Raw genomic sequence first — 26,440 nt, 5'->3', positions numbered from 1 at the left:
ATATGTCTAAGCAATTAAAGGAATATAAAGAAGTGTCAGCATCTCACATAAAGGCAATTTTAAAGTCATTCTTCGGTGCGACTTACGCTGCGCGAATAGAGGTTAACGACAAAGTAGTTCGGCTCACATGGCAAATGGTGACATCATCAAAAAGTTGCTCCGAGATGATGGATATAGTGCCAAGACCAGCTGGTTTCATTCCTGGTGCAGGTTACGTCGCTAAGCAGCTAGCCCAACTAGCAAAACGGATCGCCACATCTAAAGATGACTCAATATACATCTTATGCAAAAATGGTTCTGCTTATCAGTACTCTCGTAGAATACAAATGGCAAGTAGTGGTCTTTGATTTGTATATAGCAAACACCCCAAGGTAACCTTTATCTGCCGCTTAGGCGGGCGTTAGCTACCTATAACTAAACCATGGAGTATCAAATGACAGAAGTAGTAGAAATTGATGGTTATGAAAATGATGGAGAAAAGCTTGTCGTTGTAGGCGACGAAAAAGCTACTAATCAAATAAGCTTCCAGCTAGCGCAAGATTTTTACAATGAAATAACAGGAAAATCAGAACGACTTAGAGAGTTAAATAGCGACCCTTTCATATTAAAATTGCATGATATTGAGCAACTGCATCATAGGCTCATACAATCAACTGAACAGTACAATATTGTTTCATTTCATGAAACATATACTGTGAATTATGTTGATGACTCTTCAGAAAGGCACAGTAGTTTAGAGCGCTTAAAACTACATAACGGCGCTAAAGGAGCGGCGGTAGAAGAGTTTATTGCTTCATACAATATTTTGATAATTCTACCAAAAACAAACCGACCACAAGAATATAAAATAACGGTTAAGCTCGCATCTCGGGTAGCAAAAATTGAAGAAATGAGAGAGCAAATTGGTTCAATGCCATTTGAAATACCTTTGTTTCAATTGGAAAATGCTAATGCAGCTGCATTCTCGATCGACTATGTAGATAGCACTGTAGCAAATGCATTAATGAGTGTTTTGAAAAGTTGGTTTAATACGGTAGAAAAAAATTCAATTTCTTCTTCCGTAAAAACAATTAGAAAGCTATCTCACTTTGTACCCAAGCTTACAAAATATAGTCTCTTATCTCTAACTTGCTACTCAATCTGGAAGTTATCCGAGGTTTACCTTGTTGCAAATGTAGACGCCAAAACGACGACTCTATTCGCTCTACTTTCTGTTCTATGTGCATACTTATCAATACGTTTTGGAGTGTTTGCAGGTAGTAAAGCGGAAGTGGCACTTGATAGTATTTATGAGCAATCTTATATCAACTTTTCTGGTGCAGATGATAATTTCATTAAAAATTCTTCAAGTAAGATTAGAGCAAGTAAAATTAAAGCTTTGCTTAGTTTAGGTGGAACAGTAGTCGTTGGCGTTGGTTGTTCTTTATTCGCAAACTGGCTAGGTAGCTAACAAATTGCTCAAGTAAGAAATCAGTGGCAAGTCTTTCATTTTGCATTAGGATTTAGACTATAAGTGACTTAGTGGGGCCCCCACTAAGTCACTTTATTTGCAATAGCTCACAAAACATTACAGCCTACTTTTTACCGGAAACTTCACTCCCTCTAACCCGTAACATCCACCTATTAAGCCACACCACTAAACCACATCAATCAATGACTCCGTATAAACCCGTATCTAACTATCCTTTGTTATAGGTTGATATGAATCGAATTAACCCAGCTAAGTTACGCCAGAGTAAATGGACGGCGGTAACACCTTTAAAACGAGAAAAGCACTTTTTAATTACCGACGTCGAGTACGAAGAAGATGGTACCGTTATCGCTTGCACCTTAGAGGCGGTGCTGTCGAAAACCGCTTACCAAATTGATTGGCAGAGCTTAAAAGATGCCGATAAATGGCAGTTTGGTTGGAAGTAATAACCTTAAGCCCCTTTTGCTGGGCGGCTGTCACTCATTAGCTTATCAAGTTGATGTTGGGCTTTTTTGGTATTGGTTAAATCGACCACCTCAATCATTTCGCATTCATCTCGCACCATTTCTTCAATCAAGCTGGGGTAATGACGGCAGTCTTCTGGCCTGTCGTGATAAATACTGCAGGTGTATTTATCTTTATCATCGGCTTTGGTTTTTGGTACAAGTTCTAAAAACGGGCAACGTGTAAGTGGCTCTCTGGTTTTAGGGTCAAACCAAATTTGGCCATCTTTTACATATTCGAATATTTCAGGGTTAAACAGTTCCCATAAGTCGATTTCTTCTTGGGTGGCCGCTAAATCACCACCGCCATACTTGATGCAGCATTTTCCGCATTGATTACAGTCTTTCATGGTGGTTGTTTTAGGTTATGGGCAATGGCTTTAGTCTATCATCAAAAGCCTGCATGTTACGGCGGGTTTTGTGTTTGTCTTTGTGTAACTGCTAAATAAAAAACACAGGCAATAAAAAAGGAAGCCAAGGCTTCCTTTTTCAACGGTTATACAAACTTAATTAGTTTGTAGTTACTGTGCTTTCAATTAAGCGCACTGTTTCACCGCTAATGTCCCAACGCTTGATATAGCTTGTTGAGCCACCGCTGTTTGAACAGGTAAAACCAATTACAACTTCATCACCACTGTGTGTGCTGATAGTTTCTGTTAAGCCAAAGTAGTCACTGTAAAAACCCACTTTGCTATCTTTACCGTTAAACAAATTAGTGGGTGCAATGTTGCGCGCATTGATAGCACAACGGCCTTCATTGGTTTTGTTGTTAATGCTCGCATAGCCTGTGCTTTTTAATTGCGCGTAGCGGCCATTGTTAAATTCGCCCACACCTGCTAAATCCATGTTCCAAGTCACTTGTGGCGCACCAGGAATTTTATGCTCTAAAACCTGTACTGAACCGTCTGGTAAGTAACACGTGAATTTAGCTACTTTGTTGTTGAATGCGTATTGTGCTGGTGCTTCAAAACCGCCCCATAATACTGTTGATTGCGCATTGGCATAGCTAATTGAACCCGATGCAATAAAAGCACCTGTGTCACTGTTGTACAATGCAGGTGATGTGGTGCAGTCGGCTTCGCTAGCGTAGAACGTCGTGTGAGCAACAAAGTTAATATTCGTTGCTGAATCGGAAGAAGTAACAACACTGCTCAGTGCACCGCCTTGGTAGCTAGTCCAACGGTTAGTACCGTCAGTGTCATATTTTACACTTTGACTAGCTGCTACATTGAAAGCGGATAAGATTGCGCCTACTAAGATGCTACTTTTTAATACTACGTTTTTCATTTTTGTCCTTTTAATGATTTAAACATTGATTGATTCGCCTTTATTGTAAACACAGTTATTTGTACTTAATGTGAAACTTGTTCAACTTTTTAAGGGGAATTTTTCAAGTTGTTGTATTAAAGACAGTTTCTTGATTGAGTTACGCAACACACGGAGGCAATTGAACCCCATCACCAACTTGCATTTTTAACAGGGTTATTTACCATCTGCCGCTATCTTTAGCCGTAAAAAATGACCTAAACGACAAGCGACTATCATCGATATTAAGCTTGTATACGTATCGCCCATTATGATCCCATTAATCACCAATCCAGTTTATTCCTATCCTTTTCCTAACAAACACAGGTTTCCGATGGAAAAGTTCGACCTGTTGCATCGCTATTTGATGCAAAAAGGCTTAGCGACCAAGGAAAACACACTTAGGCCGGGCACCGCCAAATTTGAGCTGCTTGCTATGGCGCATGATAAAACCTACTTAGATAAGTTTATTAATAACCAACTGACCGCCAAAGAGTTAAGACGCATGGGCTTACCTTGGTCTGAAGGGTTAGTAAAACGTACTTTGATTTCGCCTAATGGCACCTTCTTAACGGCGCAGCTAGCACTAAAAAAAGGCATTGCCTGCCATTTAGCAGGAGGTACACATCATGCCCATTACGACTTTGGTTCTGGCTTTTGCATTTTGAATGACCTAGCCATTGCAGCAAGAGCGATTGTGGCTCAGGGCAAAGCCAAAAAGATTTTGATCTTTGATTGTGATGTACACCAGGGCGATGGTACCGCAGCAATTTTAAAAGACGATGATGCAATTTTTACCTGCTCGGTACATTGCGATAAGAACTTTCCGGCACGAAAAGCCGTTAGTGACTTGGATGTCGAGGTCGTTAGAGGGACAACCGATGACGATTATCTGCAAATTGTAGAAGATACGCTAACTGGCCTACTTGAACAGTTACAACCCGACCTCGTTATCTATGATGCGGGGGTCGATATCTATGAGCACGACCCACTAGGCTTAATCAATATCAGTAAAGCGGGTATCAGAAATCGCGATAATATGGTGCTCAGCCATTGCCAACAAAGGAATATTCCAGTTGCTACCGTGATTGGTGGTGGTTATGACGACGACAGAGAGGCATTGGCACAGCGTCATGCCTTAGTCGTTGAAGAGGCGTTTAAGGTCTTTAGTTAAGCCTTAGCTCGGCAACTAAGTGATGAGTTAAAGCTGACTCATCACTTATTTTAAGTGTCTGCAACCAGTGGTACTAAAACTTAATCGACTTGCGACCAGTGCTTGTTGAGGTATTACTTAGCGAGTTAGCGCGTTTATTAACTGGCTTGTTTTGCTTTTTGCGACTTTGGCTTGCTTTAGGTTTCGCGGGCTTTGCCGGTTTAGGTTCGGCTTCTTTAACGGGCTGGTCACATAAAACCACAAAGTACTCTTCGTTAAAATAGACCACATCACCGTCATAACACTTGCGGCGCTTGCGCAGTTCCACTTCGCCATTAACGTACACATAGCCTTCACCAATGAGCATTTTTGCTTGGCCACCGCCTTCTACTACATTGGCAATTTTCAATACTTTGTATAGCTCAATGGGTTGCTCAGAAACCTCTATCCCTTCAGCTTCTACTTCAATTTCATCTTCGTGATCGCAACCACAACCTTCATCACAACTCATTTTTATCTCGGTTTTCTACTTAACTTTAACCTGTATATTATAAACGAGCGCGGCAACATAAGCTCGTAACATATCATGAAGGTTAAATTTTTATGGCTATACTTAAACTAAAAAAGAGCAAGACCAACATAGGACTGAACTGTTGAGTAATCGTGCAAGCTATAACATTACGACGCGTAATGACATTGTGATAATAAAAATAATGGGGTCATTCGATCGCTTACTATCGCAACGGTGCTTTAAAGAGTTGAAAAAAACACTCGAGGGTTTACCGGCTAATCGCCCGTTTGTCTTGCTGGTTAATGCACTGCGATACACAGGTGCTACCCCAGAAGCCTTTGAGCAAGCCACCTTATTCAATCAATGGCTTAAAGGCACCTCCTGCATTGCCAAGGCGTATGTAGTAGTACAAAAAATACAGCTGCAAATTGTCAAAAATCACGCACCAGAAATGCCTGACATACTTCACAATGACTTTGATAACCAAGAGCAAGCGCTGACTTGGTTAGAAGAGTTATTGCTGCATTACAAATAATGAGCCAATAAAAAGGCGTACTAAGCACGCCTTTATCTTTTTTTATAACACTAATGTATTCAATACCGATGAGAGCTTGGTCAGCTGCTCAGCTGTGGCAAGACCAAATCTCAGAGCTTGTTGATCATCAGTCAGGCGAGCATAGACGCCCTGCTGACACAACTGCTGATAAAGCTCGGCTGCATTGGGGTGTGTCACGGTGCGAAATAAATCTGTGCCTCGGCTTTTTTGCGCAAAGGTTTGATCAAGCAATACCGTTAAATGATTAGCCAATTCGGCCAATTGATGTTTTTGCTCAAGTTGCCAGCGAGTATCGGCCAAGGCTTGTTTACCTATGTACTGAGCAGCACCATTTACTTGCCATGGCCCTAAGCGTTCACTAAATAACTGGATCCAGTTTTGGCTTGCTATTACAAAGCCCAATCGAATACCGGCCAAGCCGAAAAACTTACCAACCGAGCGCAGAACAATCAAACTGTCTTGATAGTCGGGTTCAAAGACTAAATCGGCCACGCTGTAGTTTGGCGCGACAATATCGGCAAATGCTTCATCAACAATCAGCAACCCTTGTTTTGCAGTCACTTGTGACAATAGTTGGCTTATCTGCTCAGCAGCATAAAGCTGGCCACTCGGATTATTAGGGTTGATCAAAACGACAACGGCTTGCTCGGGAATCACCTGAGCCAACAAGGTTAAATCAATATCTTGCGCGTAATGCACAAGTTGATAACCAGCATTAAGCCAAGCCTGCTGGTGCTCTTTATAACCGACATCAGGAACAAAAACTTGCTTGGCAATCGATTCATTTTGCACAAATTGAGGTAAGGTTTGAATAATGGCTTGTGAACCACTGATAGCCATTATGTGCTGTTTGGCTGCCGCGGATACTCTCTCAAAGTAGTACTGACATGCTAGGTCGATAAGCTCGTCATCACGTTGAGGTAACTGCTGCCAAACGCTTGCTGGGATATCACCAACGGGATAACTGATAGGCGCAATACCTGTCGATAAATCTAACCATTCTGAAACGGGTATCTGATATTGTGCAGCCACTTGGTTAAGTTGGCCACCGTGAATTAACGCCATGGGAAAACCTAATTAGAAAAAAGAAAAACTAAACTGTGTGACTAACGCCAGCCACAAAAAGCCACACAAGCAAAACGCTGCACGCTCAACTAACTCGATGCTGGTTTTAATCGACGTAGCATCGATTGCTTCACCCTGACCTAACTCAACAGAGTGTTTGATTTGGCCGTGATAAATAGCGCTACCACCTAGCTTAATATTAAGTACAGTGGCGCCCGCAGCCATCACCCAACCGCCATTGTGACTTTTATATTGATTGCCTTGGGTCATCGCATTACTGAGCGCACTAAGAAATCGCCCTTTGAATAAACCCTGAATGGCATAAAGCAAGGTACATACTTTGCCAGAAACAAAACCTAATAGATCGTCTAAGCGAGCCGCCGCCCAACCAAAGTGGATAAAACGCTGATTTTTATAGCCCCACATGGCATCTAGCGTATTAGCTAAACGATGTGCAATCACTAAAGGTAAACCGCCGATAACAAAACACACCAAAGATGCAATCACTGCATCGTGGCCGTTTTCTAACATAGATTCAGTGGTTGCCCGAGCCATTTCATCAGGTGTCAGTTCAGCGGTTTCTCGACTAACTAAATAACCGGTGAAGTGCCTAGCGGTGGTTAAATCTTGCTCTGTAAGCGGTTGATAAACTTGTAAGCCGTGCTGCTTTAAGCTGGCTAAGCCAATTGCAGCATATAAACCAACTGCACTGATGATGATTTGTCCGTAAAGCGGTAATTGAGCCATGCCCCACATACACAATACAGGCAATGGCAAAACAAGAATCAGCCAAGCGATGACGCCGCAAAACCTGCTGGCAAAAATGTAAGTAAAACGGTTAAGTCGCTTTTCAATATAAATGGCGAGATTACCAAAGCCAACAAGAGGGTGAAATCGCTTGGGCTCGGCAAAAATTTTATCGAGCAATAAGGCCAAAACAACGACGAGAAAGGTTTGATAATGTGCGATGACATCCATGTTTAGACTTAAATAGGATTGATAAACCCGTGTATTCTACCTGAACTGAGTTGATTTATCGCGCACTGAACCGTTCATTGCTAGGCAGTAACGACTATGGCTTTAAGACCAATTTTTGATTATCCGCCTGGTATTCCAACTCAAAACATGAAGCATTGGCAATTTGATACGCTTGGTTAAATTCGACATCGCCTATTGCCGCTAACGTGCAGCGCAGCCATTCACCATGAACAATAATCAGTAAACTCTGATTTGGGTGTTTTACGGCTAATGTTTGCAACGCGTTAATACCACGAGTCTGGCAAGCTAGGCTTGTCTCACCCTCGGGTGGTTTACTGTTGTTCACTTGCCAACAAATATCATTGTAATCAGGCAAGGTTTCAATGGCGGACAACAACTGACCTTGCCACGTGCCAAAGTCGCGCTCGTTTAAGCCTTCATGACTTTTTACTGCAAACTCGGATAGTACTTGGCAGCACTCGGCACTTTGCACGGCTCGGCCCAAAGTTGATGAGTAGATATGATCGATTTTCACGGCACTTAAGCTGTCAGCCAAAGCTTGCATTTGCTGCTGACCAAGTGGGGTTAAGGGGCTATCTAATTGACCTTGAATGCGGTGCTGTAAATTCCATTCAGTTTGTCCGTGACGGGCCAAAAAGAAACGCGTATTCATTAAAAAAACTACCCTTTGCAGTACGTATTGGCTTATTCTAAGTGAAAAATTAATTTTCTTTAATTTTTATCAAACTTTTCAGCGTCTTGAGGGTCAAAACAGTGAGCAAAAACAAAGAATTACTAATTATGCGCTTTCAGAAACCTTTATTCGTTGTACTGACAACCCTCGTTTTATCAGCCTGTAATGCTACCGCGAAACCAGGCCAAGTGACCATTTATATCTCTACACAAGCCAAACAATGTGAACCTGGCACAGGCACTAGCTTAAAAGATTCAGATAATGCCCTAGCTAACGCAGGTATCAATACTGAGCGTTCAGCCTGTGGTGTTCATGGCATGCCTATAATGGCGATGTGTGGCGCAAAGTCAGCCGATATTCACTTGCACACGATAGATGAAAAAGACTTAGCAACAGCTGAATCATTAGGCTACAAGTCCGTTGATAAGCTGGCTTATAAAGGTGAAAAAGGCTACCGCGAGCAAACGTGTTCTAAATAAAAAGTCCAGCTAACCCAGACGAAATCAACTTTCCTTCATTTCGTCATAATTTTTTTATATTTCAACAGTATAGTCTCGTCGACTATAAGGATGTAGGTCAAAAAGGTTAATGGAAAAATCACTTTCATTAAGCAGACGAAGATGAAACTAAAACTAACTTATTCAGCACTAATTGCACTGCTTTCCGTGATCGCAATGCCAAACATGGCCGTGGCTAGTACCGATGGCGTTTACCAATGGGTAGATGACAAAGGTGTCGTTCACTTTTCAGCTTACCCTAAAGACCGCAACTCTCGCCCTGTTGCACTAAACAAAGTCTCGCCCGCTACATCAACAACCAGTTTCTACAACCTAGAAACGGATAAGCAGCAAAATGATGATTGTGAAAAGCGTTACCGCGCTTTACGCATTATCGAAAACTTAAATACCAATGCTTCGCGCCATATCAATAGCTTACAAGCCAAAAGAGAACGTTTAGAAGCAGAGTGTCAGTAAAGGCTATTTACTGAAACCCCAATAAAAAAGAGGCTTTACGCCTCTTTTTTTGATTAATCGCCAACAATTAAATTGTAGTCTTTACCTTCTTTTTGCTCTATCGAGTTGGCTATCATAATTTTTTGCCAAATCTTTCGGCTCAAGTTAGTGCAAAGCACTTCGACTTCGTTAACTGAGCTAGTGACATCCGGATCGGGGAAGTGTTTAACGTATAACGCCGCTAACTTACCAACCAGAGATAGCATTTCAGAGCAGTAATCTAAATACCTTTGTAATTCATAAATCGTCATATCGCGATCAGGTGAAGACGCCGTTTTTTGCCCCAAGCCTGCAGAATAATAAGGGTCTTTAGTTAGCTGTAGCATATCGACAATATGGGCTATCTCTCTTAATCGATGAAGCGATCGAATTAACCGCGAACGTTTAATGCGGTTTTCCATCGAGAACAAAAAGAAAATACCAGCCGCGACTAAAAGCAATAAGTTGAAAATGGATTCACCCACTTGCAACATCAAGACTTGGGTCATTTGCCCTTTATGCACTTGAAACTCAGGCCAAGTTAAATAAGCACTCCAAGCCATTAGAGCAATTAAGATAGCAACGCCAAGACGCAACCATAAATTAGGCTTGTTGATCCAAGCGATATCTTCGCTGCTTTTCTCAGCCATTTCAGCCAGTTCACTGGCCACTAGATTAAGTCGAGAGCAAGCAAATCGCTCGTTAATCCTTTGGTGTAATCGCTTGATGGTTTCAAGCAGCTTGTCAAAATCGAGCACTATATGCATACAAGGTTACTTTGTTGAATTTTTATTCTGCCAAATACTATACCTAATTCTATGATAAAACGTTGGTTTTTACCTTTTTTAAGCAAGATGTAATTTGCACTTGCTAAGCCTGCTAATAGCAACTAAACCTAGTAATACGCTGTGCGTTATTTAGACAAAAAAGGTATCCATAAAACTAAGCTGTGAATTTAAATCTAAAACAATCGAGTTACTTGTGTTTAACCGTCATTCTCACACTTGGCGCACTTAACCTTGCCAGTTTAACCACTAGCCAAAAAAAGACAGAAGAAAACGAAGCATGGGTTATTCACACTCATGAAGTCATCTTGCAAGCCACATCACTGCTGAGTTATTTAAAAGATGCAGAAACGGGGCAACGCGGTTACTTGCTGACACAAAACACCAGTTATCTAACGCCGTATAAGTCGGGTGTCAAAAACGCACTGACCGAACTGGTTAAACTGAAAGACAAAACTGCAGATAACCCCAATCAACAAAAACGCCTGAATGAGCTCAACAACCTCATCGATACAAAATTTGCTGAATTACAACTGACTGTAGAATTAACTCAGCAAGACAAACTCAAACAAGCCATGGAAATAGTCAACAGTGATTTTGGCAAAAACACCATGGTTGAAATACGCCAATTAGTAGCCGAGTTTACTAAAGAAGAACAAGCCCTGTTAGCACTGCGGAAAACAGCGTATTCAGATGCTAAATACACCAATCAAATCACCATCACGACAGTAACTTCACTGCTATTAGTGATTGTCGCCATCAGCAGTTTATATTTGAGACGAAAAGTCATCAAACCCATTTTAAATATTGCTGAAAATGCTGAACAATTTGGCCAAGGTAAGGCCTTGCCTTTTGATGAAATAAACAGTAAAAATGAAATAGGCTCATTGTCTAGAGCCTTTGTCAAAATGACTTTAGACATCAATGAATCTATGGATGAACTGGTCAAAGCCAAAGCGCAATCCGATCAAGCAAGCCAGGCTAAAGGTCAGTTTTTAGCCAATATGAGTCATGAAATACGCACCCCAATTAACGGTATTTATGGCTCATTACAGATTATCGAACAGCGTCAATTTTGCCAAGAGCAAGAGTTCCAGCACTTACTACAAAATGCCCTACTTTCTTGTAAGTCCTTATTGACCATTATCAACGATATTTTGGATTACTCTAAAATCGAAGCAGGCCGAATCAGCTTTGAGCAAATTCCGTTCAGCTTTAACAATATAGTGCAACACGTTATATCGTCGATGACACCAACGGCTTTACACAAAAATATTCAGCTCACTTATCAAATTGATGAAGACTTTCACGATGCTTGGATTGGCGACCCTGTCAGAGTGCAGCAAGTGTTGTTGAACTTAGTATCTAATAGCATCAAATTTACCCAAACCGGCTATGTTGATATTCACATTAAATGCGAAGTAAACGATGTAAAAAGCGAGTTAATATTCGTCGTTACTGATACGGGCATAGGTATGACACAAAGCACCATTGCCAGATTGTTCGAGCGATTTGAACAAGCCGACCAAAGTACCACTCGAAAATTTGGCGGTACAGGTTTGGGAATGTCCATTACTCAAGGCCTGATTGAAAGGATGAACGGTCAAATCCAAGTCACCAGTGAAGTGGGCAAAGGCAGTGAATTTTCGGTCAGTTTGCCTTTATCAACGACCCAAGCAGAAAAAATTGCTGGTAAAGCGAAACATTCCACTCAGGTACCTGATTTATCAGGCAAAGTGATACTACTAGCTGAAGATAACTATATTAATCAGATGGTTTTTGTTTCTATGATGAAACCCACCCATGCTGAGATTATAGTGGCTGATAATGGCCAAGAAGCGATAGATAAAATGAAAGATCACATTATCGATATGATCTTTATGGATATTCAAATGCCCATGATGGATGGTGTCACGGCGTGCCAACACATTAAAGCGAAAAGCAAAGACTTACCCATAATTGCCCTCACTGCTAATATCATGGATTCTGATATCGAAAAATACCAAAAAACGGGGTTTGATAACTACCTAGGTAAACCATTTGATATGGGCCCACTCTATGAAGAAGCAGTAAAGTATTTATTAACTGAACAAGAAATAGCAGCATTATCGACTGGCACCCGCTAAATATCGCTTCAAGCCATACAAATCTAGCGCAATTTGTTACTCTTACAACCTAGACCTGAGTAACATTACACGTGCAATCTATTCGCTTTATTTAAGCCTAAACGATTGGCACATAGAATAATAACGATAAACCTATGTTCAGTTTTCAACTCAATTCCGCTGTTGTTGATAACAACCATTTTCGCCAAGCGATAAAATTAATGGCCGGATTTGGCCTTGCCTACCTCGTATTTATTGCTATCTACAGCATCTTCTATTTTCACTTTGTCGCTAAACAACAAACTCAATTTATTGACCATATTTTATGGTGGCTGAAACTCTCTGGCGTTTGGTTTGTTTTTGCACCTATCACGCTTTATTGCCTGACGTTACATGCCAAACAAGGTGCAATGAAGCGCTACTTTTTATTACTTGGCATTCCTATGATACTGACAGCAGTTATCTTGCAGTTATTGTTTGATTACAGCTATTTAAAATCAGATTTAACCGGATACTTTGTACTGTTTTTACCAAGGCAAGCCGGTATCTTTGCTGCAGTTTGTACTTATTGGTATTTGTTTATTTTTCAAAAACAACAAACAGATACGGAGCTACCCACAACCGCTGATAAGCCAGCGTCATCAACAGAGCAAGTTCGAGCTGAAACAATAGAGCTTGAACATTTAGGTCGTCCATATCGCTTGCAACTCGATACCGTGTGGTTAATAAAATCGGCGGGCAACTATGTCGAGATAGAAAGCACTGAAGGCCAATTTTTAAAACGCACTACGCTAAAGCAAATGCAGCTTGAGCTCCCTGCCCACTTTTATAAATGTCACCGCAGTTACATCATCAACTTACATCAAGTAAAAGCAGTACAAAACCAAACATCAGGCCATGCGATTGCTATTTTAAAAAATGGTGAGCAAGTAAATATCAGTAAACGTTGTAAAAACACAGTCAAAAAACAACTCGCCGCCTTTCCAATGTCAGCCGATTAACGCTCTTATGCAAGCAAGGCTGACTAGCCGTTTATCCTTTTAATTAAACTAACCAACAACTGATACCAAAATCCGTTCATTCATCCCAAAACCTTAGTTTTCGTCAATTTTCGCGCTTAATGTGTTTGCAAACAGTCACCACGGAGCACGACTATGACAACACAATCCACTCAAGCGACACGCACTATACACTGGCTAAGTGCGCTATTAATCATAGGTTTATTAGCATCAGGCCTATACATGACCGACGGTCATGATTATTCATTCTACGATTGGCATAAATCATTTGGCGTCATCGCTTTATTGCTAATAGCGATACGTTTGTACAACAAATTCAAAAACCCTTGGCAATCATCGGCTAAGGGCACTGAGCACGAAAAAATCGTCAATATCATGCACCACTTTTTACTCTTTGCTTGTGTAATGATGCCTATTTCAGGCATGGCGTATTCAGGTTTAGGTGGGCACGGTGTGGCTGTGTTTGGCTTAACCATAATCCCAGATAACTACAACGCAGCGGGGCAAGCGGTCCCTTTTAGCGAAACAGGACGCGCGATTGGTCAGCAAATTCACGTGTACTTAGGTTATGCCATGGTGGCTTTGGTCAGCTTGCATGTCTTGGCAGCCTTAAAACACCACTTTATCGACAAAGACAATACATTAACACGCATGTTATCGGCTAATGGCGAAACGCGCACTCAAGCCTAAGGAAGCAAAATAATGAAACGAGTAAAACAACTACTTGCCAGCGCAATTATGACATTGACCGTGGCACACACTGTTGATGCACAAGTATCCATGAATATGCCAACACTAAATAAAGTGGCAATAGTTCAGAGTGATGACTTTAGTGATTTAGCGGCATTTGGCGAGGCCATTAAAGACAAGCAGATCATCTACTTAGATGAGTTAACACATGGTGAGCACGAAGTGTTCGCGCTTAAAGCTAGGTTAGTTAAATACCTACACCAACAACAAGGTTTTGATGTTTTATTGCTGGAAAGTGGCTTATTCGATGTTAATGAAATCGATAAAAAATCGGCGTTATCGGCAGATACTAGCATTGCAGAACAAGCTAAAGGCAATATCTTTTTTGGCTATGCCAAAGACCCTGCCTTTTTAGCGTTAATGGATTACATCGACCACCAACGCGATAGTGAAAATGCCCTGCACTTAGCTGGCTTTGACGGTCGTTTAAGTGGTGAACAATCGATCAAACACTTTGTTCAACAACTTAAAAACCAAGTAGAAACCCTACCTAACAAGCAAGTATTTTTAAGTCAGTGGCCAAGTTATAGCAAGCAGTTACAGGCAACCTTAGAGCGAAAAAAGCAAAACTTATCAGACAGAGCAATTGAGCAACACATCGTACTCAGCTATCAATTAATGGATGCACTGCAAGCTGTAGATAACCAACCTAACTTCGATACCCCAAGCTATTACGCTAGGTTGCTAGAGGGCTTAGTACGCCTATTTGAAGTGCAATACGACCTGCGCCGCTTTGACGAACACGACTTAGTGATGGCCAATAATATTTATTGGATGTTGGAGAATATTTACACCGACAAAAAAGTCATTGTCTGGGGCCACTACGTACATGTTAATCGCCAAGGCTATTTAACGATGCGTAACCACAATGTCGCCACAGCTTTAAGCCAGAAGTATGGAGAACAAAGCTATTTTGTGAATTTTGCCGGTGTATCAGGTCAATTTAGAGAATTTAGAGATGGTTCAGTACAAGACTTGCCGGCATTAACCAAACAGCATTTGGCTTATCATTTACAACCTCAGTTCACTGAGCAACAGCCTGCACTATTTGTTGAACCCTCGGCGTTTAGTGCAGATATCTATCAAGATTTAGTGTTGTACGGACATGAATACAAAGCCAGACACCAAATTGCTGTGCCGCAATGGCAAAATCACTTCGACAGTATCTTTTTACTGAACAAAGTGACAGCGAGTAACTAGCTGTTATCTGTGCCATCTCGGTAAAACGAGATGGCTAACTTGGCAGCTAATACCATAGATAGGTTATTCGTCTCAGCAGACTTGCTAATTGTTTTTAATTTGCACAATCTAGAAAAAAGCGAATAAAAACAGTGCCTATTATGAAAAACCTTTTATTAATCTGCAGTTTAGTCTTAACCAGCTTCGTCAGTTTAGCCGGTCAGTACCAAGCCAGTTTTGCTCGTTTAGATATCACACCACAGCCGCAAAAAGATTCATTATTACGCTTAGCGGGCGAGCCAACCAAAGACTATCAAATCACTGATCCCTTATTTGCAAAAATACTGCTGATCAGTGATAGTCAACAAAAGATTGGTATTTTATCGCTCGATATCTTGGGGTTATTACCAGCTGAAAATGAGCAATTAATGACGCAATTAAATGCAGGTACCGAACTCGACTTATTGATTGTTAACACCACTCATACTCACTCGGGTTTTGTTGATGATCACCACATCACTAAGCTAACACCGCAATTAATCAAGCTTATTAACCAAGCCAATAGTCAATTTCAACCTGTGCAATTAGCCGCTTATTCTATTCAAGTTGATGAAAGCTATAACCGCATACAAAAGACAGAAAACGGCATCAAAATGCTTTGGAGTAACCCCAAACGCATCCAATCTCCCGCAGCAAATACCGACTTAAATATGATAGATATTCAACATTTATCCGGCCAACCGTTTTTGAGTATCGTCAATTACAATGCCCATCCAGTCGTTACAATGGATAGGCATCAAGCTGTGGTATCTGCTGATTACCCCGCTTATTTAGCCAAGCGCTTAAAACAAGAGTTAAAGCGTGAAATGATGTTTTTAGCGGGCGCGGCAGGCGATACCAACCCATATGATGCAGGCACAACACCAGTTACTGCCGCAGTAGAAAAAGCAAAAGATCTCGCGGCTCAACTGTTCACGCCTATCAAGCAAGCATTAGTCAAACCTAAAACTTACCAGCAATCAGGCCACATCGACTTTGTTCAGCATAGCTATCAGTTACCACTTGAAGCCAGTGGCCCAACGCGAACATTTTTACTCGATAACGGCTTTGCAAAGCCAATCAATGCGGCTCAGGTCAATGCTATTCGCTTATCTAAAGACATTGCATTAGCGACATTCTCGGGTGAATTCTTTAGCGACTTTGCTAATCAACTCAAAAATAAAAGTGAATACTCACATACTTTATTCGTTGGTTATAGCAATGGTAGCTTAGGTTATGTACCCACCATTGAAGCCAGTAAGTTAGGTGGTTATGGTGCAGGAGCTGACAGCATTATGGTCAAACCCGGCATAGGTGAAAAGATGGTTAGTGACGCAGCGGATTCGTTAAACCAAATCCGCTTAAAGTTCTAACAATTAACGACAGACATCATCAAAGAGTTGATGAGCGAGCTGGGTTAGCAAGGTTTTATCTGCCTGGGTTTGCGCGTACGTTCGCATGCCTAAAATGCCCATGACTAAACTTTGTGTGCGTTGCTCTGCACTGCGATCACCGCTGATTTCGCCTGCTTGTTGTGCCTTTTGAAAGACCTCAACAAAGCCATGTTGCCATTGTTGAATACTGTCTTTTAGCGCGATTTCAATTTCGGGTTCGTTATCGCTCAGTTCGCTCAAGGCTTTTTGAGTTAAACATGCCTTTTGACAATCATGGCCGATGGCAGTGACTTCAGAGACGGTATTTTCTAGGTAAGCCAAAATGCCATCTAAAATACGCGGTTGATCGACAAAAAAAGTTTCAAACTCAGCTGATTTATCTTTTTCGTATTGTTCAATAGCCGCCAACATAAGGCCTTGTTTACTTTCAAAAGCGCAATAGATTGAACCCGGATGTAAGCCAGTCGCTTTCTTTAAATCTTGCATACTGGTTTTGGTGTAACCCTTGGCTACAAAGGCTTTGATAGCGGCTCTTAACACCTGTTCTCTGTCAAATTCTGCGCTGCGCATGACGACCTCATAACTAGTTGATAAGGGTCATTCTAAACAATTTTGAACGATTGTTCAAAAAAGTACTTGAATGATCGTTCAAATAATTCTATCTTGAATAAGCGTTCAAATTACAGGAAACGGAACAATGACTGATATTCTTTTCGACAGCCTAAAATTAAATTCGAGCTTAACGCTTGATAATCGTATTGCGATGGCACCGTTAACGCGCTGCATGGCAGACGATAACCTAGTCCCTACACAGCAAATGGCCGATTACTATGAGCGCCGTGCAGCCTCGGGCTTGATCATCACAGAAGCGACAATTATCCGCCCTGATGGTCAGGGTTACCCAAATACGCCGGGTATTTACAGCCAAGAACAAATTGCGGGCTGGCGAGTTGTTACCGATGCCGTTCATGCAAAAGGCGGTAAAATTTTCCTTCAGCTTTGGCATACCGGTCGCGCTGCTCACCCGCACTTTTTTGGTAGCGATGTTGTCGCACCGTCAGCGGTGAAACTTGAAGGCACAGTGCCAAGAATGCGTGAATTGGAATACATCACACCCAAACCAGTCACGACAGCAGACATAGAGCAACTGGTAGCAGACTTTGCAACAGCAGCAGAAAATGCCATAGCAGCAGGTTTTGACGGAGTAGAAATTCACGGTGCCAACGGCTACTTAATTGATCAGTTTTTACATTACGATACTAACAAGCGCGATGATGAATACGGTCAAACACCAGAGAATATGGCGCGTTTTCCACTTGCAGTAGTTGATGCCATTATCGATAAAGTGGGCGCAGAGAAAACCGCATTACGCGTTTCGCCAGGTGCTTATTTCTTAATGGAGTCAGATGCAAGAGATCGCCAAGTATTTGAGTATTTATTACCAGAATTAGAGAAACGCAATTTAGCTTACTTACACTTAGGTTTGTTTGACGACAGCATGCAATTCGAACACTTAGATGGTTCAGCAACCGATTTTGTCAGAAAGCGCTATAGCAAAGCCTTGATGGGTGTAGGTGGCTACACAGCTGAAACAGGCAGTGAAGCGATTAAAAACGATCGTTTTGACTTACTTGCAATTGGGCGTCCTTTTATTGCCAACCCTGATTACATTGAGAAAGTAAAAGCAGGTTTGCCATTAACCGATTACGAAGACAGCATGTTAGAACAGCTGATTTAAATGCATCGCAACAAAAAAAGCCTAACTAAAGTGTTAGGCTTTTTTTGTAAAATGCGTATAGTGAAAGGAGTACAAAACAAATAGGGCTTATCAGGTGAACATTCCCGAGCAAATTACTGTCGTTCTTGTTATTTGCATCGCAGCAGCACTACTTTACGTAGCTTATGTTGCCATCAACCTAATCAGTGCCAGCCCCAAGCTAAAAAACAATACTATCCGCGCCGGTTTTGGTAAAAGCCGTTGTAGCATCGATTTAACAGATATCGCCAGTATAGAGCTAGCAGGCCTTTTTGATGTTTGGCCCAGTGATTACTTCTGGACAATTACCGCCAAAGACCAATCACAAATCAGCTTTTTTGGCCGCTCAACTCGCAGCCAGAAATTTCTGCAACAACTCGAACAACAGCTTCCTCACTTTTCAGTGTCCGCCGCCCAAACCATAGTGGATAAAGACAGCATCTTTGAAGAATCACTCGTCATTTGGCCACCTCAACTAGCCGGAAACATCGCTAGCCAGCAATAGCTAATGCCCCAAATGCGCTATCGGTTGAGATGAAAACTGATGTAATACCAGTTCAGCCTGAGCTAAATCAACATACACAGAACCCACGATCATATTGTTTTGCCACATCCAGTTTTCGTGCTGATGGCTGTTCAGTGATAGCGCAATTTGCTTAACACCTTTACCTAACCAAGCCGCTGGAATATGCACATCTTGACCATAAACTCGCATCACTTTTTTACCATTGATAAACAAATGAGCATGGCCTTGTAAGTAGCCAGCCTGCGTCAATGTTTGACTAGGTGAATTGAGAATATAATTAGCGGTTTCAATGTGTAGGTTAACCCCATCTATCGGGTCTCACGTCACATGTAATTGCACCTTAGGAACCGGCATATCAGCCAGTACAGTCAAGGACTTGTGCTGATGAATCGCTTTATCAGCACTGGCAATTGCCATTGGGCTTGTGATAAACAAGCTAGCCAATAACGCGAAATATAATCGAAATTGCATTGCAGCTCCCCTTAAGAACGAGGTGGACGGTTACCAGAGAGCTCAATTTCCACTTTTTGCAAAAAGCAGCGGCTGATACAAAACTAGTGGCTCAATGCCAGATCTTAAAATTAGTGAAGCGCTCGGTCACCGCTGAAGTAAAAATATACTCAAAAGAGCAACTCATCGCTTGTGCGACAGGCCGCTATGCTATTCCACCAACTAAATAGTTAACTTATCGGATATCCATAGCTACGCACTTGATTTAAATAGCCTTTTATTTAATATCCCCAATCGCTACAACGCACCAAACTAGATACGTTTTTTCACCATAAATGGCCTGTCAGGCCAAGGAATAACAAGATATGCGCAAATCGATAACCCGCGTAGCCACGCGTGCTTTAATGCTATTGGCCATCGCGACTTCTGCCATCGCAAAAGACAACAAGCCAACGTTTGGTATCCCTTATGACTTAATATCCAAACCAGGTGATTCCACTATATCAATTCAAGCCAAGGGCATTGAAATCAATGCCAGTAAAGGGACAGATTTATACACCAGTCCAGATGCAAGTGTGGCTATTGATAACACGCCAAGAATAGCGTTTACGCCTAAAGCTGATTTTATCTTTTCAGCCAAAGTGAATGCCCAGTTTAATGCCGCTTTTGATGGTGGTGCACTCTATGTTTATGCCGATGGCAAAAACTGGGCTAAGTTCTTATTTGAGCGCTTTCAATCAGGTAAAAACGGCGTCGCGTCGACCGTAAACCGCCATTCAGGTGATGATGCCTATCATCAAACTACGGCGCAAAATGCGATGTTTTTAAAAGTGGTGAGAAAGGCCCAAACCATCTTGTTTTACCTCTCAGAAGATGGCGATAACTGGCATTACACTCGCTCGTTTAAACTGGCCACATCAGCACCAATTGAGGTTGGTTTAATGGCTCAAGCACCACTTAGTAATGCCTTTAATGCTGTATTTACTGATATTCAGTTTAGTGAAAAAACCATGACTGATTTTTGGCAAGGAAAATAGTATTTATGTACGCAGGGCAACTGACTCGTCATCTATTTGCCAATGTGTTAAGCCATTGTGGTAGCTTTGTGGATATCCGCGGAGGAGGAAAATACCCATATTTGATTCGCAATGAAGCGGCCAAACCTATTCGTATCTACTTCCAAAGCGGTGAGCAAGATCTCGATACTCGCTACGGCAATTGGGCACTAGGCAATAAGCAAATGGCTGCAGCACTGAAATTTAAAGGCTATGATCATCACTTTGAATTTGGTCAACAAGGCCACAACCTAATACACGGTGCCGAGTTATTGGAACACTCATTGCTCTGGCTGTTTGGCAAAGCCTGAGTTAATCAGCAATAGGACATACCAGCATGAAACAAACGCTCTACTTTATTCCAGGTACCCAATGTGACAACAGGCTCTGGTCGCGGGTGTTGCCTTATCTCGATAGTGAGATTGAAGTAGTGCACTTGCCTATTCCAAATCAGCTGAACTTTGAGCAAATTGCTGCGCATTACCAGCAACAACTCGGTGAAGAGCCAGTCAATTTGGTTGGCTTTTCTCTAGGTGGCTATATTGCCAGTGACTTTCTAGCTCGCTACCCAGAGCAAGTTAATCGCATCTTTATTATTGCCAATAGCCCAACTGCACTGCCTGAAAATGAACTCAAACAAAGGTATGCCATGCGTGCATTTGCTGAAAAAAATGGCTACCAAGGTTTAAGTCGCAAACGCGTTGCATCATTATTAAGTGCCCAAAATCGTGATGAGAGCATTATCGATTGCGTACTCGCGATGGATAAAACTCTCGGTGCAGAAACCTTTTTGAGTCAATTTCAACACACAACCGAGCGCTGCAACTTAGCCTCCTATTTTAATCAATACCAAGGCACTGCTTACTTTTATTACAGCGAACAAGATGCACTTATTGATAAAGCTTGGTTCCAACAACTCGACTTAACCCGACCCCAGCTCAAAATACTCACCACTGAAAACGCTGGGCATATGATCCCACTAGAACAACCTCAAGCACTCGCGCAACACCTAAATAATTGGGTTAGAGATTTTACTTAAAGTTAACCCTTTTAAAGCAAAAAGCTAAGCGTGCATATTACAAGGCCATCTAAGTTAAAAAGAAATTTTTCATTATATAGCAATAACTTAGAATATTTGATAGAACAATACTTAAACAGGTACACCGTAATTTAGAAGATAAAATCAAATATAGGGAATCGATTAAATGCGAATCTTCGGTGAAATTGAAGGAGTAACCCCTGGAGATCAATTTGAAAACCGCATAGCTTTGAGAGAAGTGGGGGTGCATCGACCAAATCAAAAAGGGATTAGTGGTTCAGCATTTGAGGGAGCTGATTCGATAGTTCTTTCCGGGGGCTACGAAGATGATGAGGATTATGGCGATGTTATCATCTATACAGGAGCCGGAGGCCAAAAAAATAATAAGCAGGTATCAGATCAAGAATTAATAGGTGTAAACCTAGCCTTAGCAAAAAGTAAAATTGAAAAACTTCCTGTTCGAGTAGTTCGAGGGCATAAGCACAAACATGAATTAAGCCCAGTAAAAGGATACCGCTATGCGGGTCTTTATGATGTAGAAAGCTATTGGTGTGAGACTGGAAAATCAGGATACAAAGTGTATCGATATAAGTTGGTAGCCCAAAAACACTCTATTTCTGCTCACCTTATTAATGAACCAGTAGATAAATACCTCACCCCAGGAAGAAAACCATCTACTATTAACCGAATAATAAGAAACTATCAAAAAGCACAAAACGTTAAATCCTGGCATAAACATCAATGCCAAGTATGTGGATTAGCAATTAAAACAAGTGCAGGTTTATACGCACAGGCAGCACATATTAAAGCTTTGGGCGCACCGCATAACGGCCCAGATATTGAAAGCAATATTTTATGTTTGTGTCCAAATCACCATGTGATGTTTGATAATGGAGGCTTTGCCATTAAAGATAATTTAGAGCTCATTGGCATTGAAGGAAAACTAAGAACAACCAAGAAGCATAAAATTAATATCGAATTGATCAAATATCATAGAAATCATCATTACAAACATACCCCTTGATTGCTAAAGCTGCTCTTTTAGCAACTTAACAAACTGCTGAACCTTAGCTGGCGGCTTTTGAGAGAACAAATGCATATAGTGAATAGGTGAATGGGCTATATCAGCAATTTTAACCAGCTTAGCACTTTGCTGACTCTGTTTAACCATTATTTCAGGCACCCCAGCCATCGAAAAGTTAAGCGCTTTAAAGTGTTTCGCGAATTTATCGAAAGCTTAATTAAACAGAATTTGGCCAAGCTAGAAGGTCGTCCATAAGCACCCAAACTCATGCTTGCAGTTAATCCTGCAAATCGTCGTTTGTATCTTTAATCGCTATATTTTTCAGCTGGTTAAAATGCATACTGGCGAAAAAGCAATGAGAGAAAGAAGATGGAACGTCGTACCTTCATAAAACTAGTTAGCCATGGCAGTCTCACCTGTGCCGCGGCTTCGCAATTTCCGGCTTTTGCCACAACATCAGCAAAACAGGCAAACCAATGGCAGTCACTCGCCGATTTACCCGTCGCTATGCAAGAGATTTACCCTGCCGTTTTTGCCGATAGAATTTGTGTGGCAGGCGGTTTAGAAATAGCACCAGATGGAAAAGGTGAAATGGGCCATTTGACCATTTCTAATAAGCTTTATACGTTAAAGTCGGCCGATAGCACTTGGCAGCAAGCGACGTCACTGCCTTTTAAACGCCATCACTTAGGGCTTGTTGCCAGCAAACGCGGTTTATATGCACTAGGCGGCTTTTTTGCTGATTTAAACGACCCTTGGCAAGCGCGAGGTGAGTGTGCATTACTAAATAAGTTAGACGGCCAATGGCAAACTATTAAAGCCTTACCGCAAACCCAAGCCGAATCGGGTTATGCCAATATCAACGAAAATATCCATGTATTTGGCGGCCGCAGTAACGCGACAGGTCAATTAGACGATACCAACAAACACTGGGTCTTTGATGGTACCGATTGGCAATCAGCGGCACCACTTGCTGTTGCGCGAAATTCATTAGCTGCGTGCAGCCATAACGCACTTATTTATGCGGTAGGCGGGCGTATTCAATCTAAAAACTTCCTCAATCAAACGCTTTTTCAATGTTATGACAGTCAACTCGATCGCTGGTTTGATTTACCGCCTTTACCTATGGCCAGTGCAGGCTTAGCTTGCGTTAGCATCAACAACAGTATTTATGCTTTTGGTGGTGAAGAATACATTTTTGCTAAAGTGGATGGCAAAGATAAAGTCATCGACAGCAAAGCGTTTAAACAAGTATGGCATTACGATTTAGCCAAAGAACAGTGGCAGACGCTAAGTGTCAGTCTACCGTCAACGCGTCACGGTTTAGGTGCAGTGGTATTTGATAACCGTATTGTTTCGTTAGCCGGTGCCGTGCAGGCAGGCGCAACGGGCACGTCAAGTCGTGTAGATGCCCTTGCAGTTTAAATAATCAGGTAAGTTAACTACTACATACTCTGCTCGCATTTAGCCCAATGCGAGCGGGGTTTTCTCATCGCCATTTCATCGATCAATTGCCATAGCAGTTGAGTCTTTTCAGCCGTTAGCGGCAAATCAAAACGGATTTTTTCGATGCCGTCTAAACCAATCAGCGCACCTTTGCTTTTGGGAAGGTAACTGAGCTCATATTTGTCGTTATCCGATACATCGATACTCAGAGAAACAGATTTAACCATAGACTCAGGTAGCCCGACCACGCGGATGCGTCTGTCGTTTAAATGGCATTGATGCCGCGCCAACCAAAGCTTGAGTTGCTTGTGATCAGCTTGCTCGGTATTGATTGCCATTAATCGGTATTCCCATAACCAAGTATCGAGCAAAATGGGGGTTGCGAGTTCATCCGTTGCTATCGCTTTTGTTGGGTTTAACAACACAAAATTTGGTATTAAAACAAACAACACCAAGGCTTGTAATACACGCATCGTCGTTACTCCACTCGCCAGTAGTATAAGCATACGACGTAAAGCGCAATATCGTTTATTAATTGCGCAAATAAGCACTAATTCAAACTGGCCATCACCGCCTTGGCATTGCGCTTAGACAATGCAATAACATACGTTGCATTACCTAATAGCTGTACTGAGACAATTGCCCCTTCTTTTAGTAAACACAAGGTATCGACTAGTTCTGCATTAATGGTCGGTAGTTGAGTGTTAATAGCCGTTTTAATCGCTTGTTTATGCGCTTGGCAAAAGTGAAAAGTAGCACTGTTTTGATCACTAAACTCAGCTGATGTATTGATAAAGAAACAGCCTTTAAACGCCCCCAAAGGCTCGGCGCAACCGTTAAACCATGAGGCCAGTGCATCAAAAACCGCCTCTATCATTTCGTTTGCGTTGCTAACCTGACTAATTTGCTGACTAAACCAACTGATAAACACCTGATGCCTTTGTTCTAGCGCAGCTAAAATCAGAGCTTCTTTGCTATCAAAGTGGCTGTACAAGGTGCGTTTAGCGACACCCGATTGTTTTAACACTTCGTTGATACCAATCGAATTAATACCCTGCTGGTAAAACAGCTCAAGCGCCGTATCGATCAGCAATTGCCTTTTTTGACTCATGAAATAATCGCTTTTTGATAAAACAGTCTTTGACAAAAGTATACAAGTCTGTCTACCTTATTAGCAAGTAGACAGACTTGTGTACTTTAATGTTGAACAATCAAAGGAGTGAATGAAATGAAAAACACCATACTTGCGTTACTTGCTGGGTGCGGAGCGGCATTAGCCATTGGCGTATTAGCGGTATTAGATGCAACAACAACCAAGGCCATTCTGATTATGGCACCATTTGGCGCGACAACCGTTTTAGTATTTGGTTTGCCCAACAGCCCATTAGCACAGCCGAAAAATGTTATTTTTGGCCACCTGATCACCGCCTTGGTTGGCGTTTGTTTTGTGCAATTAATTGGCGTAGATCCAATCAACTTAGCTATCGCAACAGGGCTTGGCGTTTCAGCCATGTTATTGACTAAAACCACTCATCCACCCGCCGGAGCAAACCCTATTTTGATTATGCTCTCAGGCCAAAGTTGGGAGTTCTTACTCACACCCGTATTAATAGGCGCCATTGTCATTGTATTAATAGGTAAGAGTATGCAATGGGCTGTCGCTAAATCAGCTATTTAAGATTTTGGAGCCTTGTGTTATCGACTTCAGGCCCCAATTATAGCGGTATCTAGTGTTTTTTCGGAGTCAGATAATGTGGTACTGCAAGCCGTTTAATGAGCTCAATATCAATGAGCTTTATGAGATTTTACGGGTCAGACAAGAAGTCTTTACCGTCGAGCAAAACTGCGTTTACCAAGATGCAGACCAAAGCGATCAGCTTTCACATCACTTGTTTACTTATGATGAAAAACAGCCTGAACGCATCATTGCTTACGCTCGAATTGTTAAGCCGGGTATCAAATACCGAGAAGCGGCAATTGGCCGAGTACTAACCTCAGAGTTAGTACGAGGCACGGGAATGGGTAAAAAGCTGATGGCACAAGCGGTTGAACAAACAACAGCTCTGTACCCTAAAGATGGAATACGCATTTCAGCGCAGCAGCACTTAGCTAACTATTATCAAGCCTTTGGCTTTGAGCAAGTATCCGAGCCTTATGATGAAGACGGTATCCCGCATATCGAAATGCTAAAACCTGCCTAGTGCAGGTTTTAGTCATTAAATTTGGCTCATTTTAACCCGCATATTATCGAGTAAAATATCGACCGCGTTCGCCAGCTCTTGTGGGCTTGATACTTTCTCTTTTCTTGCTGAGATAGCATCGAGTAACCAAACAGCGGCAGGGTCGCCCCTTGCTGCTAAATCTTCAGCATATTCTTGGTATTTATCGAGTAATACAATATCAGATGTGCGGTTAATCAATTCGACTGTTTGTGAATAGCGCAACATGTTTAAACCACCTTAGTTCTTATCAGATGGTTATATCTTAGTCGCTAGCAACACAAATTTATGTCAAAAACTGCAAAGTTCTGTAAAAACCCCAGCCACTTTTTTTCCTTTGTAAACAAGCCTCTAAGTTTAACATTTTTGCTATTTAACCGCCTTTTTTGGCAGTTGGTCAGGTTAAAACTTGATCTATATCAAAAA

General features: G+C 41.7%; 36 protein-coding genes. 22 read left to right on the top strand and 14 right to left on the bottom strand.

Going from position 1 to position 26,440, the window contains the following annotated elements; genetic code table 11:
• Positions 1-2 precede the first annotated feature (2 nt).
• From HR060_RS05645 to HR060_RS05635, 3 genes are all read left to right on the top strand, one after another.
• On the top strand, positions 3-347 hold the full coding sequence (locus HR060_RS05645; protein ID WP_174199306.1) for a hypothetical protein: 345 nt from the start codon (positions 3-5) through the stop codon (positions 345-347).
• A gap of 86 nt (positions 348-433) precedes the next feature.
• The gene (locus HR060_RS05640) at positions 434-1,450 is read left to right on the top strand and encodes a hypothetical protein (protein WP_174199305.1); all 1,017 of its coding nucleotides are present in this window, start codon (positions 434-436) and stop codon (positions 1,448-1,450) included.
• Between the two features lie 251 nt (positions 1,451-1,701).
• Positions 1,702-1,917 (top strand): TIGR02450 family Trp-rich protein, encoded by a 216-nt coding sequence (locus HR060_RS05635; RefSeq protein ID WP_174199304.1) that lies wholly within the window; start codon positions 1,702-1,704, stop codon positions 1,915-1,917.
• A gap of 5 nt (positions 1,918-1,922) precedes the next feature.
• Here HR060_RS05635 and HR060_RS05630 read toward each other — a convergent pair whose 3' ends face one another.
• Both HR060_RS05630 and HR060_RS05625 read right to left on the bottom strand, forming a co-directional pair.
• A complete protein-coding gene (locus tag HR060_RS05630) occupies positions 1,923-2,324 on the bottom strand; it encodes a YkgJ family cysteine cluster protein (protein ID WP_174199303.1) in 402 nt (133 codons plus the stop codon).
• Between the two features lie 160 nt (positions 2,325-2,484).
• Positions 2,485-3,261 (bottom strand): hypothetical protein, encoded by a 777-nt coding sequence (locus HR060_RS05625; RefSeq protein ID WP_174199302.1) that lies wholly within the window; start codon positions 3,259-3,261, stop codon positions 2,485-2,487.
• A gap of 352 nt (positions 3,262-3,613) precedes the next feature.
• On the opposite strand from HR060_RS05625, the gene HR060_RS05620 reads away from it, so the two are divergent.
• Positions 3,614-4,453: a histone deacetylase family protein gene (locus tag HR060_RS05620; protein ID WP_174199301.1), complete on the top strand. Its 840-nt coding sequence runs from the start codon at positions 3,614-3,616 to the stop codon at positions 4,451-4,453.
• Between the two features lie 73 nt (positions 4,454-4,526).
• Here HR060_RS05620 and HR060_RS05615 read toward each other — a convergent pair whose 3' ends face one another.
• The gene (locus tag HR060_RS05615; RefSeq protein WP_174199300.1) at positions 4,527-4,943 is read right to left on the bottom strand and encodes an RNA-binding S4 domain-containing protein; all 417 of its coding nucleotides are present in this window, start codon (positions 4,941-4,943) and stop codon (positions 4,527-4,529) included.
• Positions 4,944-5,085: 142 nt separating this feature from the next.
• Here HR060_RS05615 and HR060_RS05610 point away from each other — a divergent pair, with 142 nt between their 5' ends.
• Complete coding sequence (locus HR060_RS05610) at positions 5,086-5,478, top strand: hypothetical protein (protein ID WP_174199299.1); 393 nt, start codon at positions 5,086-5,088, stop codon at positions 5,476-5,478.
• Positions 5,479-5,520: 42 nt separating this feature from the next.
• On the opposite strand, the gene cobD is transcribed toward HR060_RS05610, so the two are convergent.
• The 3 genes from cobD to HR060_RS05595 form a co-directional block, all read right to left on the bottom strand.
• Entirely contained in the window at positions 5,521-6,564 is a 1,044-nt protein-coding gene (gene cobD / locus HR060_RS05605) for a threonine-phosphate decarboxylase CobD (RefSeq protein WP_174199298.1), read from the bottom strand.
• Between the two features lie 12 nt (positions 6,565-6,576).
• Positions 6,577-7,542, bottom strand: coding sequence for an adenosylcobinamide-phosphate synthase CbiB (gene cbiB, locus HR060_RS05600; protein ID WP_174199297.1), 966 nt, complete (start codon positions 7,540-7,542; stop codon positions 6,577-6,579).
• Positions 7,543-7,636: 94 nt separating this feature from the next.
• Positions 7,637-8,215, bottom strand: a complete 579-nt coding sequence (locus tag HR060_RS05595) for a histidine phosphatase family protein (protein ID WP_174199296.1) — start codon at positions 8,213-8,215, stop codon at positions 7,637-7,639.
• Positions 8,216-8,343: 128 nt separating this feature from the next.
• On the opposite strand from HR060_RS05595, the gene HR060_RS05590 reads away from it, so the two are divergent.
• Complete coding sequence (locus HR060_RS05590; RefSeq protein ID WP_174199295.1) at positions 8,344-8,715, top strand: hypothetical protein; 372 nt, start codon at positions 8,344-8,346, stop codon at positions 8,713-8,715.
• 141 nt (positions 8,716-8,856) lie between these two features.
• Positions 8,857-9,210 (top strand): DUF4124 domain-containing protein, encoded by a 354-nt coding sequence (locus HR060_RS05585; RefSeq protein WP_174199294.1) that lies wholly within the window; start codon positions 8,857-8,859, stop codon positions 9,208-9,210.
• A 53-nt stretch (positions 9,211-9,263) separates the two neighbouring features.
• Here the strand turns inward: HR060_RS05585 and HR060_RS05580 are convergent, their stop codons facing one another.
• Positions 9,264-9,995: a hypothetical protein gene (locus tag HR060_RS05580; RefSeq protein ID WP_174199293.1), complete on the bottom strand. Its 732-nt coding sequence runs from the start codon at positions 9,993-9,995 to the stop codon at positions 9,264-9,266.
• Positions 9,996-10,177: 182 nt separating this feature from the next.
• On the opposite strand from HR060_RS05580, the gene HR060_RS05575 reads away from it, so the two are divergent.
• The 5 genes from HR060_RS05575 to HR060_RS05555 all read left to right on the top strand — a co-directional run bounded on the left by HR060_RS05575 (position 10,178) and on the right by HR060_RS05555 (position 16,478).
• Positions 10,178-12,139, top strand: coding sequence for a CHASE3 domain-containing protein (locus HR060_RS05575; RefSeq protein ID WP_174199292.1), 1,962 nt, complete (start codon positions 10,178-10,180; stop codon positions 12,137-12,139).
• A gap of 134 nt (positions 12,140-12,273) precedes the next feature.
• Complete coding sequence (locus HR060_RS05570; RefSeq protein ID WP_174199291.1) at positions 12,274-13,119, top strand: LytTR family DNA-binding domain-containing protein; 846 nt, start codon at positions 12,274-12,276, stop codon at positions 13,117-13,119.
• Between the two features lie 153 nt (positions 13,120-13,272).
• The gene (locus HR060_RS05565) at positions 13,273-13,827 is read left to right on the top strand and encodes a cytochrome b (protein ID WP_174199290.1); all 555 of its coding nucleotides are present in this window, start codon (positions 13,273-13,275) and stop codon (positions 13,825-13,827) included.
• 12 nt (positions 13,828-13,839) lie between these two features.
• Entirely contained in the window at positions 13,840-15,087 is a 1,248-nt protein-coding gene (locus HR060_RS05560; RefSeq protein ID WP_174199289.1) for an erythromycin esterase family protein, read from the top strand.
• A gap of 140 nt (positions 15,088-15,227) precedes the next feature.
• Complete coding sequence (locus HR060_RS05555; RefSeq protein WP_174199288.1) at positions 15,228-16,478, top strand: hypothetical protein; 1,251 nt, start codon at positions 15,228-15,230, stop codon at positions 16,476-16,478.
• Positions 16,479-16,481: 3 nt separating this feature from the next.
• Here the strand turns inward: HR060_RS05555 and HR060_RS05550 are convergent, their stop codons facing one another.
• Positions 16,482-17,069, bottom strand: a complete 588-nt coding sequence (locus tag HR060_RS05550; RefSeq protein WP_174199287.1) for a TetR/AcrR family transcriptional regulator — start codon at positions 17,067-17,069, stop codon at positions 16,482-16,484.
• Between the two features lie 127 nt (positions 17,070-17,196).
• Here HR060_RS05550 and HR060_RS05545 point away from each other — a divergent pair, with 127 nt between their 5' ends.
• Both HR060_RS05545 and HR060_RS05540 read left to right on the top strand, forming a co-directional pair.
• Positions 17,197-18,237 (top strand): alkene reductase, encoded by a 1,041-nt coding sequence (locus HR060_RS05545; protein ID WP_174199286.1) that lies wholly within the window; start codon positions 17,197-17,199, stop codon positions 18,235-18,237.
• 94 nt (positions 18,238-18,331) lie between these two features.
• A complete protein-coding gene (locus HR060_RS05540) occupies positions 18,332-18,760 on the top strand; it encodes a hypothetical protein (protein WP_174199285.1) in 429 nt (142 codons plus the stop codon).
• Here HR060_RS05540 and HR060_RS19320 read toward each other — a convergent pair whose 3' ends face one another.
• Together HR060_RS19320 and HR060_RS19315 are read right to left on the bottom strand one after the other, a co-directional pair.
• The gene (locus HR060_RS19320) at positions 18,761-18,973 is read right to left on the bottom strand and encodes a hypothetical protein (RefSeq protein ID WP_246283088.1); all 213 of its coding nucleotides are present in this window, start codon (positions 18,971-18,973) and stop codon (positions 18,761-18,763) included.
• A gap of 126 nt (positions 18,974-19,099) precedes the next feature.
• A complete protein-coding gene (locus tag HR060_RS19315; RefSeq protein WP_246283087.1) occupies positions 19,100-19,252 on the bottom strand; it encodes a hypothetical protein in 153 nt (50 codons plus the stop codon).
• Here HR060_RS19315 and HR060_RS19850 point away from each other — a divergent pair.
• The 5 genes from HR060_RS19850 to HR060_RS05510 all read left to right on the top strand — a co-directional run bounded on the left by HR060_RS19850 (position 19,252) and on the right by HR060_RS05510 (position 22,349).
• Positions 19,252-19,461: a PaaI family thioesterase gene (locus HR060_RS19850; protein ID WP_425487450.1), complete on the top strand. Its 210-nt coding sequence runs from the start codon at positions 19,252-19,254 to the stop codon at positions 19,459-19,461. The genes HR060_RS19315 and HR060_RS19850 overlap by 1 nt on opposite strands.
• Positions 19,462-19,596: 135 nt before the next feature.
• Complete coding sequence (locus HR060_RS05525) at positions 19,597-20,268, top strand: DUF1349 domain-containing protein (protein ID WP_174199283.1); 672 nt, start codon at positions 19,597-19,599, stop codon at positions 20,266-20,268.
• 5 nt (positions 20,269-20,273) lie between these two features.
• On the top strand, positions 20,274-20,597 hold the full coding sequence (locus HR060_RS05520; RefSeq protein ID WP_174199282.1) for an alpha/beta hydrolase: 324 nt from the start codon (positions 20,274-20,276) through the stop codon (positions 20,595-20,597).
• Positions 20,598-20,623: 26 nt separating this feature from the next.
• A complete protein-coding gene (locus HR060_RS05515; RefSeq protein ID WP_174199281.1) occupies positions 20,624-21,325 on the top strand; it encodes an alpha/beta fold hydrolase in 702 nt (233 codons plus the stop codon).
• A gap of 166 nt (positions 21,326-21,491) precedes the next feature.
• Positions 21,492-22,349: a YDG/SRA domain-containing protein gene (locus tag HR060_RS05510; RefSeq protein WP_174199280.1), complete on the top strand. Its 858-nt coding sequence runs from the start codon at positions 21,492-21,494 to the stop codon at positions 22,347-22,349.
• Positions 22,350-22,352: 3 nt separating this feature from the next.
• Here the strand turns inward: HR060_RS05510 and HR060_RS05505 are convergent, their stop codons facing one another.
• Positions 22,353-22,496, bottom strand: a complete 144-nt coding sequence (locus HR060_RS05505) for a hypothetical protein (RefSeq protein ID WP_174199279.1) — start codon at positions 22,494-22,496, stop codon at positions 22,353-22,355.
• A gap of 222 nt (positions 22,497-22,718) precedes the next feature.
• Here HR060_RS05505 and HR060_RS05500 point away from each other — a divergent pair, with 222 nt between their 5' ends.
• Complete coding sequence (locus tag HR060_RS05500; RefSeq protein ID WP_174199278.1) at positions 22,719-23,774, top strand: Kelch repeat-containing protein; 1,056 nt, start codon at positions 22,719-22,721, stop codon at positions 23,772-23,774.
• Between the two features lie 20 nt (positions 23,775-23,794).
• Here the strand turns inward: HR060_RS05500 and HR060_RS05495 are convergent, their stop codons facing one another.
• Positions 23,795-24,268 (bottom strand): DUF4174 domain-containing protein, encoded by a 474-nt coding sequence (locus tag HR060_RS05495; protein ID WP_174199277.1) that lies wholly within the window; start codon positions 24,266-24,268, stop codon positions 23,795-23,797.
• A gap of 77 nt (positions 24,269-24,345) precedes the next feature.
• Complete coding sequence (locus HR060_RS05490) at positions 24,346-24,906, bottom strand: TetR/AcrR family transcriptional regulator (protein WP_174199276.1); 561 nt, start codon at positions 24,904-24,906, stop codon at positions 24,346-24,348.
• A gap of 117 nt (positions 24,907-25,023) precedes the next feature.
• On the opposite strand from HR060_RS05490, the gene HR060_RS05485 reads away from it, so the two are divergent.
• Entirely contained in the window at positions 25,024-25,473 is a 450-nt protein-coding gene (locus tag HR060_RS05485; RefSeq protein ID WP_174199275.1) for an HPP family protein, read from the top strand.
• A 73-nt stretch (positions 25,474-25,546) separates the two neighbouring features.
• Positions 25,547-25,996, top strand: coding sequence for a GNAT family N-acetyltransferase (locus HR060_RS05480; RefSeq protein ID WP_174199274.1), 450 nt, complete (start codon positions 25,547-25,549; stop codon positions 25,994-25,996).
• A gap of 15 nt (positions 25,997-26,011) precedes the next feature.
• Here HR060_RS05480 and HR060_RS05475 read toward each other — a convergent pair whose 3' ends face one another.
• Positions 26,012-26,242 (bottom strand): hypothetical protein, encoded by a 231-nt coding sequence (locus tag HR060_RS05475; protein WP_174199273.1) that lies wholly within the window; start codon positions 26,240-26,242, stop codon positions 26,012-26,014.
• Between the last annotated feature and the right edge of the window lie 198 nt (positions 26,243-26,440).

The sequence above is a fragment of the Marinifaba aquimaris genome (genome assembly GCF_013328345.1).
Lineage (GTDB): Bacteria > Pseudomonadota > Gammaproteobacteria > Enterobacterales > Alteromonadaceae > Marinifaba > Marinifaba aquimaris.
Note: the sequence above shows the minus strand (reverse complement) of the source record. Positions and strands in the feature narration are given on the sequence as shown.

Coding starts and splice junctions, on each gene's coding strand:
- HR060_RS05645 (WP_174199306.1), top strand. CDS start 3: ATGTCTAAGCAATTAAAGGAATATAAAGAAGTGTCAGCATCTCACATA.
- HR060_RS05640 (WP_174199305.1), top strand. CDS start 434: ATGACAGAAGTAGTAGAAATTGATGGTTATGAAAATGATGGAGAAAAG.
- HR060_RS05635 (WP_174199304.1), top strand. CDS start 1,702: ATGAATCGAATTAACCCAGCTAAGTTACGCCAGAGTAAATGGACGGCG.
- HR060_RS05630 (WP_174199303.1), bottom strand. CDS start 2,324: ATGAAAGACTGTAATCAATGCGGAAAATGCTGCATCAAGTATGGCGGT.
- HR060_RS05625 (WP_174199302.1), bottom strand. CDS start 3,261: ATGAAAAACGTAGTATTAAAAAGTAGCATCTTAGTAGGCGCAATCTTA.
- HR060_RS05620 (WP_174199301.1), top strand. CDS start 3,614: ATGGAAAAGTTCGACCTGTTGCATCGCTATTTGATGCAAAAAGGCTTA.
- HR060_RS05615 (WP_174199300.1), bottom strand. CDS start 4,943: ATGAGTTGTGATGAAGGTTGTGGTTGCGATCACGAAGATGAAATTGAA.
- cobD (WP_174199298.1), bottom strand. CDS start 6,564: ATGGCGTTAATTCACGGTGGCCAACTTAACCAAGTGGCTGCACAATAT.
- cbiB (WP_174199297.1), bottom strand. CDS start 7,542: ATGGATGTCATCGCACATTATCAAACCTTTCTCGTCGTTGTTTTGGCC.
- HR060_RS05595 (WP_174199296.1), bottom strand. CDS start 8,215: ATGAATACGCGTTTCTTTTTGGCCCGTCACGGACAAACTGAATGGAAT.
- HR060_RS05590 (WP_174199295.1), top strand. CDS start 8,344: ATGCGCTTTCAGAAACCTTTATTCGTTGTACTGACAACCCTCGTTTTA.
- HR060_RS05585 (WP_174199294.1), top strand. CDS start 8,857: ATGAAACTAAAACTAACTTATTCAGCACTAATTGCACTGCTTTCCGTG.
- HR060_RS05580 (WP_174199293.1), bottom strand. CDS start 9,995: ATGCATATAGTGCTCGATTTTGACAAGCTGCTTGAAACCATCAAGCGA.
- HR060_RS05570 (WP_174199291.1), top strand. CDS start 12,274: ATGTTCAGTTTTCAACTCAATTCCGCTGTTGTTGATAACAACCATTTT.
- HR060_RS05565 (WP_174199290.1), top strand. CDS start 13,273: ATGACAACACAATCCACTCAAGCGACACGCACTATACACTGGCTAAGT.
- HR060_RS05560 (WP_174199289.1), top strand. CDS start 13,840: ATGAAACGAGTAAAACAACTACTTGCCAGCGCAATTATGACATTGACC.
- HR060_RS05555 (WP_174199288.1), top strand. CDS start 15,228: ATGAAAAACCTTTTATTAATCTGCAGTTTAGTCTTAACCAGCTTCGTC.
- HR060_RS05550 (WP_174199287.1), bottom strand. CDS start 17,069: ATGCGCAGCGCAGAATTTGACAGAGAACAGGTGTTAAGAGCCGCTATC.
- HR060_RS05545 (WP_174199286.1), top strand. CDS start 17,197: ATGACTGATATTCTTTTCGACAGCCTAAAATTAAATTCGAGCTTAACG.
- HR060_RS19315 (WP_246283087.1), bottom strand. CDS start 19,252: ATGCAATTTCGATTATATTTCGCGTTATTGGCTAGCTTGTTTATCACA.
- HR060_RS05525 (WP_174199283.1), top strand. CDS start 19,597: ATGCGCAAATCGATAACCCGCGTAGCCACGCGTGCTTTAATGCTATTG.
- HR060_RS05520 (WP_174199282.1), top strand. CDS start 20,274: ATGTACGCAGGGCAACTGACTCGTCATCTATTTGCCAATGTGTTAAGC.
- HR060_RS05515 (WP_174199281.1), top strand. CDS start 20,624: ATGAAACAAACGCTCTACTTTATTCCAGGTACCCAATGTGACAACAGG.
- HR060_RS05510 (WP_174199280.1), top strand. CDS start 21,492: ATGCGAATCTTCGGTGAAATTGAAGGAGTAACCCCTGGAGATCAATTT.
- HR060_RS05505 (WP_174199279.1), bottom strand. CDS start 22,496: ATGGTTAAACAGAGTCAGCAAAGTGCTAAGCTGGTTAAAATTGCTGAT.
- HR060_RS05500 (WP_174199278.1), top strand. CDS start 22,719: ATGGAACGTCGTACCTTCATAAAACTAGTTAGCCATGGCAGTCTCACC.
- HR060_RS05495 (WP_174199277.1), bottom strand. CDS start 24,268: ATGCGTGTATTACAAGCCTTGGTGTTGTTTGTTTTAATACCAAATTTT.
- HR060_RS05490 (WP_174199276.1), bottom strand. CDS start 24,906: ATGAGTCAAAAAAGGCAATTGCTGATCGATACGGCGCTTGAGCTGTTT.
- HR060_RS05485 (WP_174199275.1), top strand. CDS start 25,024: ATGAAAAACACCATACTTGCGTTACTTGCTGGGTGCGGAGCGGCATTA.
- HR060_RS05480 (WP_174199274.1), top strand. CDS start 25,547: ATGTGGTACTGCAAGCCGTTTAATGAGCTCAATATCAATGAGCTTTAT.
- HR060_RS05475 (WP_174199273.1), bottom strand. CDS start 26,242: ATGTTGCGCTATTCACAAACAGTCGAATTGATTAACCGCACATCTGAT.